This window comes from Streptomyces sp. NPDC090741 (assembly GCF_044769045.1).
GTDB lineage: Bacteria > Actinomycetota > Actinomycetes > Streptomycetales > Streptomycetaceae > Streptomyces.
This window is the reverse complement of sequence record NZ_JBIVXF010000005.1, coordinates 13637-25061: the sequence shown is the minus strand read 5'-3', so window position 1 is coordinate 25061 and position 11425 is coordinate 13637. Positions and strand designations below refer to the sequence as shown.

Annotated in this window: 10 protein-coding genes; 2 read left to right on the top strand and 8 right to left on the bottom strand. The window is 73.8% G+C overall.

Going from position 1 to position 11425, the window contains the following annotated elements; translation table 11 throughout:
* Positions 1–8 precede the first annotated feature (8 nt).
* The 7 genes from ACIQU4_RS14890 to ACIQU4_RS14860 form a co-directional block, all read right to left on the bottom strand.
* Positions 9–731, bottom strand: coding sequence for a TetR/AcrR family transcriptional regulator (locus ACIQU4_RS14890; protein ID WP_403729720.1), 723 nt, complete (start codon positions 729–731; stop codon positions 9–11).
* A 31-nt stretch (positions 732–762) separates the two neighbouring features.
* Positions 763–1809, bottom strand: coding sequence for a PDR/VanB family oxidoreductase (locus ACIQU4_RS14885; protein ID WP_403729717.1), 1047 nt, complete (start codon positions 1807–1809; stop codon positions 763–765).
* Positions 1806–2702: a metal-dependent hydrolase gene (locus tag ACIQU4_RS14880; RefSeq protein WP_403729714.1), complete on the bottom strand. Its 897-nt coding sequence runs from the start codon at positions 2700–2702 to the stop codon at positions 1806–1808. The genes ACIQU4_RS14885 and ACIQU4_RS14880 overlap by 4 nt, the downstream gene beginning before the upstream one ends.
* A gap of 131 nt (positions 2703–2833) precedes the next feature.
* Complete coding sequence (locus ACIQU4_RS14875) at positions 2834–4288, bottom strand: hypothetical protein (protein ID WP_403729712.1); 1455 nt, start codon at positions 4286–4288, stop codon at positions 2834–2836.
* A 156-nt stretch (positions 4289–4444) separates the two neighbouring features.
* Positions 4445–6385 (bottom strand): hypothetical protein, encoded by a 1941-nt coding sequence (locus ACIQU4_RS14870; RefSeq protein WP_403729710.1) that lies wholly within the window; start codon positions 6383–6385, stop codon positions 4445–4447.
* Between the two features lie 121 nt (positions 6386–6506).
* Positions 6507–7304: a tyrosine-protein phosphatase gene (locus tag ACIQU4_RS14865; protein WP_403729708.1), complete on the bottom strand. Its 798-nt coding sequence runs from the start codon at positions 7302–7304 to the stop codon at positions 6507–6509.
* Between the two features lie 62 nt (positions 7305–7366).
* Positions 7367–7969, bottom strand: coding sequence for a rhomboid-like protein (locus ACIQU4_RS14860; RefSeq protein WP_403729706.1), 603 nt, complete (start codon positions 7967–7969; stop codon positions 7367–7369).
* Positions 7970–8172: 203 nt separating this feature from the next.
* On the opposite strand from ACIQU4_RS14860, the gene ACIQU4_RS14855 reads away from it, so the two are divergent.
* Both ACIQU4_RS14855 and ACIQU4_RS14850 read left to right on the top strand, forming a co-directional pair.
* Positions 8173–8796 (top strand): hypothetical protein, encoded by a 624-nt coding sequence (locus ACIQU4_RS14855; protein WP_403729703.1) that lies wholly within the window; start codon positions 8173–8175, stop codon positions 8794–8796.
* A 91-nt stretch (positions 8797–8887) separates the two neighbouring features.
* Positions 8888–10375 (top strand): PepSY-associated TM helix domain-containing protein, encoded by a 1488-nt coding sequence (locus ACIQU4_RS14850; RefSeq protein WP_403729700.1) that lies wholly within the window; start codon positions 8888–8890, stop codon positions 10373–10375.
* A gap of 64 nt (positions 10376–10439) precedes the next feature.
* Here ACIQU4_RS14850 and ACIQU4_RS14845 read toward each other — a convergent pair whose 3' ends face one another.
* Positions 10440–11048: a winged helix-turn-helix domain-containing protein gene (locus tag ACIQU4_RS14845; protein WP_403729697.1), complete on the bottom strand. Its 609-nt coding sequence runs from the start codon at positions 11046–11048 to the stop codon at positions 10440–10442.
* Between the last annotated feature and the right edge of the window lie 377 nt (positions 11049–11425).

The following is an 11425-nucleotide window of genomic DNA, read 5'->3' as shown; positions in this document are numbered from 1 at the left end:
GCGGATGATCACCGAGAGTTGGGAACGGCGGGCTCCACGCTCGGGGGCACCAGTCCCACGAGCCGCCCCACCAGCTCCCCGAACGGCCCGTCGGCCGGCTCGTCCGCGAGGATCCGGCCGAGGATGGCGGCCATCTCCGCGTCGTACGCGGCGCTCACGGCGGCCAGCGCGGCGAAGTCGTGCACGAGCTGCAGCTCCAGCTCGGCCCGCGGGATCTTCCGCCCCTCCAGCCAGATCAGCGCGGTGGACTCCGCGAGCGACACCCAGGACCGCACCACGAGCTCCAGCCGCGCGGGCGGGTTCTCGATGCCGATGTGCGTGACGATCTGCTCGTACGCGGCCTGCCGGACGTCGTCGATCATCGCGTTGGTCCGGTTGCTCCCGACGGCCGGGCCGCCGCGCATCAGCGCCGAGAAACCGGGCCCGTGGTCGTCGACGAACGCGAAGAACCGGCCCATGACGCGCAGCAGACGCGCCCCGAGCGGCCCCTCCCGAGGCTCCACGAACCGCTGGGCGAGCTCGTCGGCGGCCCGCCGCAGTGCGGCCTCGTACAGGCTCAACTTGCCAGGGAAGTAGTGGTAGACGAGCGGCCGCGATATCCCCGCGGCCGCCGCGATCTCGTCGATCGACACGTCGTCGGGCGACCTGAGGCTGAACAGCTCCAGGGCCACCCCGATCAGCTGCTGCCGCCGCTCCTCGACACCCATCCTGCGCCGCGTCCCGGTAGTCATGCGCCACACCCTACTGGGCCTGCGGCAACGCTCAGAGGTCGAGGACCAGGTGATCGCCCTGGGCGCGGGAGACGCACAGGAGCATCGAGTCCGCGCGCTCCCGGTCCGTGAGGAGGGTGTCGCGGTGGTCGACCCGGCCTGCGAGGACGCGGTGTTGGCAGGTGCCGCAGAAGCCCTGTCCGCAGGAGTACGGGGTGTCGGGGAGCTCCCGGCGGACCGCGGCCAGGGTGGATTCCTCCGCCGCGACCTCGATCGTGCGGCCCGAGCGGTGGAGTTCGACCGTGAAGGGGTGGGAGGCGCCGGTCGCGGGGGTCGCGGTGAAGCGCTCCAGGTGGACCGGGGTGCCGGGCGGGGCTGCCGCTTCGACCGCCGCCATCAGGGGGGCCGGGCCGCAGCAGTAGACCAGGGTGTCGGGGCCCGCCGCGGCGAGTGCGGCCAGGTCGGGGAGGCCCGCCTCGTCCTGCGGGGTGAGGGTGACCCGGGAGCCGTACGACTCCAGTTCGGCGAGGAACGGCATGGAGGCGCGGCTGCGGCCGCCGTAGAGGAGGGTCCAGTCCGCGCCCGCCGCGGTGGCCGCCCCCAGCATCGGGAGGACGGGCGTGATGCCGATTCCTCCCGCCACGAAGAGGTACGAGGAGGACGGCTCCAGCGCGAAGCGGTTGCGGGGCGGGCGTACGGGGAGTTCCGCTCCTTCCAGCAGCTGGGCGTGCGCCTCGCGGGAGCCGCCGCGGCCGTCCTCGACCAGCCGGATCGCGATCGTGTAGCGGCCCGCGTCCGCCGGGTCGCCGCAGAGGCTGTACTGGCGGACCAGGCCCGAGGGGAGCTGTACGTCCACGTGCGCGCCCGGGCTCCACGGCGGGAGCTCCGCCGATTCGAGGGTCAGCATCAGGACCCCGTCCGCGGGCTCCGTACGGGACACGATCAGGGCGGGCAGCCAACGGCGCGGGGAGTGGCCCGAGATCGGGGTCTCCAGCGCCGGCAGGGGCCACAGCGGGGAGCGGGCGATGCGCCCCCGCAGGGCGCGCCGGGCCAGCAGCGCCGCGCCGGCCACCGCCGCCAGCTTCAGGGCGCGGCTCATGCCGTGGCACCGCCGTTCGCGCCGGGGGAGGAGGCCAGGTAGGCCACGGCCTGGGCCGTCGATCCCTCCTGGGAGGGGTGGTACGTACGGGAGAGGTACGTCGGGATCGACTTGAGCATCGCGCCCGCCGAGGGCAGCGTGCCCTGCCGGCCCGCCCGGAAGAACTGGCCGAGGGAGGCCTTGGCGGCGGTCAGCTCCGGGTCGTTCTCCATGAAGAAGCGGGCGCCCCGCTGCCACAGGAAGACGAGCGCCGTGAACGCGGTGGCCCAGGTCCGGGCCCGCCGGTGGTAGCCGCCGTCCACGTGCATGAAGAGGTCGAAGGCCACCGAGCGGTGCTCCACCTCCTCCGCGCCGTGCCAGCGCAGCAGGTCCAGCATCACGGGGTCCGCGCCCCGGCGGTCCAATTCGTCGGCGTTGAGGACCCAGTTCCCCAGGAACGCCGTGTAGTGCTCGATCGCCGCGATCAGCGCGACCCGCTCCATGAGCCACCAGTGGCGGGCCTTGCCGGGGGGCAGCGTCCGGTCGCCGAGCAGCTTCTCGAAGAGCCAGTCCACCTGCGCCGTGTAGGGGGTCGGGTCCAGGCCCAGCCGCTTCAGATGGGGGAGCACGTCGTCGTGGGCGGCGGCGTGCATGGCCTCCTGGCCGATGAACCCGACGACGTCCGCACGCAGTTGCTCGTCCTTGATGTACGGGAGCACCTGCTTGTAGACGTGCACGAACCAGCGCTCGCCCGCGGGCAGCAGCAGGTGCAGCACGTTGATGGTGTGCGTGGCGAACGGGTCTCCGGGCAGCCAGTGGAGCGGGGTGTCCTCCCAGCCGAAGGACACGTTCCGGGCCTTGAGCTCCATGTGTTCCGCCGCCACGGGGGCGGGCGCGTGCGGCGTATTAGACATGGTGTCAATGTACTGAGGGGTAGGGGAGAGGAAAACCCCTCTGCGGCCATCAAGTTCCGGCCCGAGGACCCCCGGGCATGCAGAAGTCCCCCGGGCGGGCATGCCGCGCCCGGGGGACTCCAGGATCCGGGTTACCGCCCGGCGTGCCCGCTCGCGAGTGCCCACTCGCGGTTGAGGGCGCCCAGCGGGATCTTGCGCTCGAAGAGCGGCGTGCCGAACAGGGAGAGCTGGAGGTGCAGGTTCCCGCTCAGGTCGAAGCCGCCGTACAGCGCCCAGTCGCCGCTGAGGGAGGTCTTGCCGTCGCTGGACGCGCTCGCCTTGGCTTCGGCCTCGCCGCGCAGGTACGGGGCGAAGTCCGCGCTGACGCCGACGGCCCCGTACAGGCCGACGGAGGCCTCGGCGCCGAGCGCGCCCTTGACCTTGCCGGAGGCGGTGACGGTCGCGGTGACCGGCGTGCTCTTGACGTTGGACTGGCTGACCGGCGTCCAGCCCTTGCCCAGGGCGTAGCTGCCGCCGACCTTGAAGTCGCCCTTGACGTCCTGCTGGACGTCGAGGGTCACGTGGCCGTCGGCCTCCACCTGGACGTAGCAGGTCAGGTCGAGGTTGACCACGACCGGCACCGGGCCGACCTGGATGACCGGAGCGCTGTGCAGCTTGGCGAACGGGATCCGCTTGGGCGCTCCGGTGCTCGCGGCGGCGCGGCCCTGGAGCTTCCACTGCGAGGACCAGTCGCCGCTCATGCCGAGGAAGGCGCCGTGCGGCCCGGAGCCGCCGCCCGCGCTGCCGTCGTACGAGAACTCCACCTGGGGGGCGAGCTGGACGAAGCCGGAGACCGAGGCGCCGGCCGAGGCGGGGGCGTCCGGGGCGGTGTCCACGGCGGCGTTCACGTCGAGCCGCAGGTTGCCCAGGGGCAGCTTCGCGCCCTCGGGGCCGAACTTCACGCCCCCGGTCTTGGCCCAGGAGAAGGTGACGCCCTTCATCAGGGGCTCGACGGTGACCGAGGACGGGTCGACGGGGACCTTGCCGTCGGCCTTGTCGTCGTTCAGGACGGAGGCCAGCGTCGTGGAGGCGGTCTTGACCTCGGTGCCGCGGTCGGTCTTCCCGACGACCTCGGTGACCTTGGCCAGCAGGCCGTTGGGGGCGCCGGGCGCCGGCGCGCTGGCGATGACGTCGCCGACCGCGACGGGCTTGTCGGTCTCGGGGGACTTGCCCGGCTCCGGGGACTTGCCCGTGCCGGGGGTCTTGCCCGGCTCCGGCTTCTTGCTCGGCGAGGAGGACGGGGCGGGCCCCTGCGGGGCCTTGGCTATGACGGCCCGTCCGGTCGCCTGGTCGTACGAGGCGACCTTCAGCGACGACTGCTCCGTCCTGCCCTTCCCGCCGGCGCGGGCCACGGCCGCCGGTGTCGGCGTCCCCTGCGGCGCAGCGGCGACGTCGAGCTGCTGCGACGTGCCGTCGCCCGAGGGCGCGAGGGTGGCGGGGGCGGCCGCGTCTGCGGCGCCGGTGTGGGGAGTGGAGGAGCAGCCGGTGGCGGTGAGCGCGAGTGTGGTCAGGCCGGGGAGCAGGAGCCGTCGGGCGAGCATGCGCACGTGGGGGAACCTTCAGTACGTGAGGGGTGTGGGCGGGTTACCGAGAGGTAACCGGAATCCGATCATGCCATGTGTGCCCGGTGGCAGTCATGTCCGGATTCCGCCAACTCCCCGACCGTTCCTGACGGTTGAAGATTCACCCACGTCCTGGTGGGGCTACCGGAGCACCCCCGCCTTCGTACCGTCCGTCAGCTTGCCCGCCAGCTCCACCTGCGCGCCCGCCGGTGCCTTCACCGCCAGCCGGTTGCCGTTCCCCGACCCGTTCACCCCGCCGCCCGACACCGACAGCGAGGCGAACTGCGCACTGCCCGCCGCCAGCACGTACCACTGGCCGGCCTTCGACTTCCACAGCACGCCCGCCAGCACCCGCGGCTCCCGCGCCCCGCACGCCGGGGAGCCCTCCGCCTTCGCCGCCTGCGCCGCCAGCGGCGCGCCCGGAGCCAGGAACTGCGCCTGCACCCGGTCCTCCGTACCCGCCCAGGTCTCGGCCCGGGTGCACAGCCAGGTCGCCGTGCCGTCGCCCTCGGGCAGCGGCTGCTTCGCGTACGTCCAGGCGTTGACGCTGCGGACGCCGTGCGAGCGGACCGACGGCAGCAGGCACGCGATCCGTGACCAGTCGCCGAGCTCCGCCCCCTCCGCCACGTCGCGCTCCGCACCCGGCGCGCCCGAGGTCAGCCGGGCCGGGGTCAGCTCGCCGAGGTCGGTGATCAGCCGGGTGGCGCCGCCGCCGGTCAGGGCCAGGGCGTTCCAGCCGGTGCAGTTGCCCGCCGGGGCCGGGCTCGCCACCGGTGGGGTGATCCCGTCCTGGCCCAGCTTCAGCGTCGCCGGGGCCTCACCGGGCTTGAGCAGGTCCCGCAGCCCCGCGCCGGTGACCCACGGCGCGGTCAGGTAGCGGACGTTGCCGTCGACCCGGCTCAGCACCAGCGCGGTCGCGGACTCCGCCGAGGCGGCGTCGGTCCGGGCGAAGTCGAGGGCGGCGACCGAGGTCCCGGTGCGGGGTTCGGCGTACCGGACCACGCGCAGTCCGTCGTACAGCAGGACCACGACCGCCTGGTCGACGGTGCCCGCGAACAGCAGCTGCGGCGGGCCCATCGGCGGACCGGGCGGGGTGCCGGGGGTGGCCGAGGCGACCACCGTCGGACCGGGCCGGGCCCACACGGCCAGCGCCCGGCGCAGCAGTTCGGCGTCGTCGGTGCGGTCGCCGCGGGCGGGCCAGGTGGAGAAGCCCGTACGGGAGGACGTACGCCAGGCGGTGGGCGCGACCCGGACCAGCTTGCCCGGATCCAGGGCCTGCTCCGCCGCCGCGTTGAGGGCGTACGGCGGGGCCGCGGCCCCGTCCGCGCCCCAGCCGCCGCCGGGCAGCGCGAGCAGCGCCCCGCACACGGCGAGGGCGGCCGCGGCGGCCAGCGCGGCCCGCGAGAACCGGCGCCGGCGCAGCAGGTCGGTGGGGCGCGCCTGGAGTACGCACGGGTCGAACTCGGGGGACGCGAACAGGGCGTCGTTGGCCGGATCCCCCGATTCCGCGACGGCGGCGGCGGGGTTCGCGACCCCGGCCTCGGCGAGCACCCGGAGCACCTCCGGCTCCGGCAGCCGCTCCAGGGCGCGCAGTACGCAGGCCGCCCGGCCGGGCCCGTCGAGCGTGGCCAGCCACTGGTCCAGGGCCAGCTCCTCGGCCCCGCCGGACCGGGGGAACAGCCGCAGCCCCCACACCTGGGGGAGCAGCGGAGGCAGTTGCGCCCGCCGGGGCAGCGCCCGGAAGGTCAGCGCAATCCCGGCCTCCAGGGCGGCGCGCAGCACCCTCAGCCGCACGTACGCGTACCCCGAATCGGCGCCCGGGGTCCCGCGCTGGCCCGGGACCCCGCCCTGTACGGCTGCGGCGGCGGCTTCCGCACCGGCACCGCGCCGCCCCCGCGGGAGCGCCCGCTGGGCCAGCGAATGGGCGGTGAGCACCCGCCGGTTGCGGCCGAGGGCGGGCGGCAGCACCAGATAGGCGAGCCGCACCAGCCGCGGGTAGTGCTCGACGATGGCGGCCTCGGCCAGCTCGACGTCGGGCGGCACGGGAGACGGGTGGCGGGTGGCGGTGTCCGGCGCAGTCACGTTCAGCAGAACGAGCGAATCGTCGGATGGTCACCCGTCCCCAGGTCGCACGTTCGGGTCGGATCCGGGTCGGACCCGAGTCAGGTCCGGGTCGGGTCCGGGTCGGGTCCGGGTGGGACCGTCACGCCGTGAGGCGGGCGCGGAGCGCCTCGACCGCCTCGTCGGGGACGCCGAGACCCTCGCGCACGTACTTCTCCATCGAGCCGTAGCGCGTGCCGACCTCTTCGAGCGCCGCCTCCAGGTACTCGGGGAACACCCCGATCAGGCCCAGCGCGATGTCCGGGTTGCCGCCGGCGACGGTGAAGCCCTCGATCATCGGTGCGAACGCCTGCTTGACCGCCGGATTGACCGAGAGGTACTCGGCCATCAGGGTCTCGTCGTCCGCGCCGAGCAGCGACAGGACGACGGTCGCGCCCCAGCCCGTACGGTCCTTGCCGGCGGTGCAGTGGAACAGCAGCGGGCCGGCCTGCGGGTCCGCGAGCTCGGTGAGCAGGGTCCGGTACGCGGCCTGCGCGGAAGCGGTGGACACGAAGGACCGGTAGGTGTCGGCGAACAGTGCCTGCACCTTGCCGCCGCCCAGGTGCTCCTCCGCCATCGCCGGGTCGGACAGCAGGTCCTTGAGCTGCGTGGCGGCCGGGATCTTCCCGGAGCTCAGCTTGTCGGCGAGGACGTCGCCGACCAGGAGGCGGACGCCCTGCGGTATCCGGTCCGGGTGGGCGGCGCGCTCGGCGTCGGTGCGGAAGTCGATGACCGTACGCAGGCCCAGCGCGGCCACGACCGGGTCGGCGTCCACGTCGAGGCGGTCGAGCTGGCCGGAGCGCAGGACCAGGCCGGGGCGGACGGTGCGGCCGCCGGAGAGGGGGGTGCCGCCGAGGTCGCGGAGATTGGCGACGGTGGTGGAGGGGGTGGTCGTGGTCATCGTGGCGGCTCCAGCGGTGTGCGTACGGAGTGGGTGGTGCGGGTGGTGCGGATGATGTGCATTCACCCGATTTTCAGATGTTTCGTCCCGGATAGGTAATCGAGGGCGAGCGAGAGCCCGACCCCGATCCCCAGCGCCGCCAGATGCCCGGCGTCCGTGAAGGTCCGCTCCCGCTTGAGCACCGGCCGTACGGCGAGCGCCAGCAGCCCCACCCGGGCGGCCGTACGGACCGGGCCGCGCGGCAGTACGGAGGTCAGCGTGCCGAGCACGGCGTTGAAGCCGTAGCTGGTGCCCACGTCCAGGGCCCGCCGGGTCGGCGCGTCGGCCGTCCCGCGCAGGGAGCCGAACACGAGGAGCGTTGCCGTGGCGTGCCCGAAGAGGAACACCCCGACCGTCCACCAGGCCCCGTACGCGTACTCCGCGTACCCGAGGGCCGCGACGAGCAGCAGCGCGTACGGCAGCGGCATGGGCTCCTCGACGACGAAGGCGCTGCTCAGCAGGGTTTCCCAGCGGCCGGCGGCGAGATTGTCGACATTCGTCGAGCAGCCCCGCAGCACGCGCTCCCGCTCCGCCGCGCCCCGTCGCTCCAGCGCGTACGCGCCGAGCTGGACCCCGCCCGCGTACAGCGCGCCGACGGACGGCGGCGGCCATGGCAATGGATTCATCCGGTCATGATCGGATACGGCCCCCCGGCGGGCGGAGCCGGGGCCCGTGCGAGCATGTTCCCGCCATGTTCGAATCCCCCGCGCCGTTGCGCGCCGCACGGGCCGCGATGTTCGCGGCGGTGTGCACCGCATTGGGTGCTGTGGGGCATTCATACATGTCTGGCGTAGATATTCCCCTGATAGGCCTTCTGGGTGCTTTCGGGGTGACGGGCGGGCTCGCATGGCTCGGCGCCGGGCGCCGCCGCGGGCCCGTCGGGATCAGCGCGGCGCTGCTCGCCGTGCAGGGGGTACTGCACCTGGTCTTCTCGGGCAGTCAGACGGGGCACGGCGGCCACTCCACGAAGGGTGCCCCGCTCGCCACGCCCATGCCCGGGCACCACCACATGGCCCCGATGGCCGACATGAACGGCATGGCCGGAACGAGCGGCATGGCGGACGCGCACGGCCTCGCCGACATGAGCGGGATGGGCGGGACGGGCAGGATGGCCGACATGGCCGGGCACGGCGGCCTCGGCATGATCGCCGCGCACGTGCTCGCCGGTCTGTTCTGCGCCGCCTGGCTGGCGTGGGGGGAGGCCGCCGTGTTCCGGCTGGCCCCGGTCCTCGGTGCCGCCGCGCTGCTGGCGACCCGGCCGCTCGCCCGCGCGTTCGCGCTGCTCCGGGCCCGGGTGGCCCCCGTACCGGCGCCGCCCGCGCCCCGGCCCTCGTGCGAACCCCCGCGCGGGCTGCGCGGAGCGGTGCCCGCCCACGCCCTCGTGCGCCGCGGTCCGCCCGGGTGGCGGGACACCCGCGCCACGGCCCCCGGCCGTCCTGCCCGCGCCGCCTGACCGGCCGGCGCACCTCCTGCATTGGCGAGGGGGCGAGACCTGGGGCCGGTTCACCCATGTCTGCGCCAACGCGCCAATACCTAGGACCCACATGTCCCTTGACGAGGTTCAGGACGTCCGCACCCCGGACGCCGCCGCAAAAGCCGCCACACCAGTCACACCCATCACACCCGCCATACCCGCCATACCCGCCACATCCTCGAAGCCCGGAGCCTGGGCCGCCCTGCGGCCGCTGCTCCTGCGCATGCACTTCTACGCCGGAATCCTGATAGCCCCGCTGCTCTTCCTCGCGGCCGCCACCGGCCTGCTGTACGCCGCCTCCTGGCAGGCCGAGAAGATCATCTATGCCGATGAACTGACCGTCACCGGGGTCGGCGAGAGCACCGTGCCGCTCAGCGCCCAGCTCACGGCCGCCCGGGCCACCGTGCCGGAGGGGAAGGTCGTGGGCGTGTGGCCCGCGCCCGACCCCGAGGCGACCACCCGCGTGATCATGGAGGTGCCGGGGCTGGAGGAGGGCCAGACCCGTACCGTGTTCGTGGATCCGTACACGGCCCACGTCAACGGACAGCTGACCACCGAAGGCGACGCGCTGCCGCTGCGCGCCTGGCTCAGCGAGTTCCACTCCAGCCTCCAGCTCGGCGAGTTCGGCCGGAACTACAGCGAGCTCGCCGCGAGCTGGCTCTGGGTCGTCGCACTCGGCGGACTCGCCCTGTGGATCGGCCGCCACCGCTCCCGCAAGGCCCTGCTCGTCCTGCCCGACCGCGCCGCCACCGGCCGCCGCAAGACCCTCTCGTGGCACGGGGCCGTCGGCCTCTGGGCCGTCACCGGACTCGTCGCGCTCTCCGCCACCGGCCTGACCTGGTCGAAGTACGCGGGCGAGAACATCGGGCAGCTCCAGGACGAACTCGGCGGCGCCACCCCCTCGGTGTCCGCGGCCCTCGCCCCCGGCTCCGGCGCCGGCTCCGACGAGCACGCCGGGCACACCGGGCACGTCATGACCGAGGGCATGGAGATGCCCGCGGCGCCGCCCACCGCGGACATCGGCATCGACAAGGCCGTGGCCGCCGCCCGCGCCGCCGGGGTCACCCACGAGCTGCGCGTCACCCTGCCCGCCAAGGGCAACGGCTACGTGATCAAGGAGCAGGACAAGCAGCTGCCGGTCCACCTCGACTCGGTCGCCGTCGACCCCGCCGACGGCCGGATCATGGACGAACTGCGCTTCGCCGACTACCCCGTCCTCGCGCAGCTCACGCGCTTCGGCATCGACCTGCACATGGGCAAGACCTTCGGCCTCGCCAACCAGATCGCGCTCGGCGCGCTCGCGGTCGCGGTGATGCTCCTGGTCTTCTGGGGCTACCGGATGTGGTGGCTGCGCCGTCCCACCAAGGACCGCGCCCTGTCGGCCGGCCGCGCCCAGCCGCGCGGCGCCTGGCGCAAGGTGCCGCTGACGATGCTGCTCCCGCTCGCCGCCCTGACCGCCGTGGTCGGCTGGTTCGTACCGCTGCTCGGCATCAGCCTGGTCGCGTTCCTGGCGATCGACGTGCTGCTGGGGGCGGTCGCGGCGCGCCGCGCGGCCTAGTCGGAGGGTGGTGTGGTGGGCCCGTACTCCGTGCAGGAGTACGGGCCCACCGTCCGTCTGCTGCTCAGGGCGCGTACTTGTAGCCCACGCGGCGCACGGTCTGGATCGCGCCGCGGTGCGCCGCGCCCAGCTTGCGGCGCAGGCGGGCGACGTGGACGTCCACGGTCCGGCCGTCGCCGACGTGGCCGTAGCCCCAGACCGTGGTCACCAGCTGGTCCCGGCTGTGCACGCGGTGCGGGTGCGCCACCAGGTGGGCCAGCAGCTCGAACTCCAGGTACGTGAGGTCGAGTACCCGTCCGTCGACCTCGGCGGTGCGCTGGGCGGCGTCGATACGGACGAGCCCGTCCCCGGCGGAGGTCGCGGGGGCGGGGGCGGGGGCCGCGGGCCGGGGAACGGACTGCGGGGCGAAGGCGATCGGCGGCTGCAGATCGTCCGACCCGGCCGGTACGAGGACCAGGTATCCGACCATCGGCGGCTGGCCCGGCAGCGTCGGGACGGCGTGCTGCGGCGCGGGCAGCCAGGTGGCGCCGGGCGGCAGGAGGTCGACCACGCGGGCGACCTCGCTTCGGTCCACGGCGCGCAGCCGGTGGCGGGGACTGGGCGGATAGGCGAGGGGCACGGTCGCAGCGGTCGCGGCGGAGGCGGCAGAGGTCAGGGAACGGGTGTGAGACATGAGTGGTCAGCTCTTTCACGCGAAGTGGCCGGCAGGAGACGTACGTACGTCATCGCGTACCGCGCAGACCGAAGGCCTCGGGGAAGCTCTCTTGGCGGATCCCGAAAGGCTTTAGAGGGCCGGCGCGTTCTCCGTGCGGCAACACACCCGGTCGAAATCGTGATCCTGACGGGAGGGCCAGAACGGCTCGAGGTCGCTGCGACCGTTCGAGGTGTGTGAGTGGCTGGCCATGAGCGCCATTGAAGCAGATGTGGGGGGCCCAGGGCAGATCCCGTCTCACCTGATGGAGCGGAATCTCAAATTCCGCGATGGGCTCTCCAGTGGACCTCCGGTAACCACCGGGACCGTGGCCGCGCGCCGCGCAACGCGCAACGCGC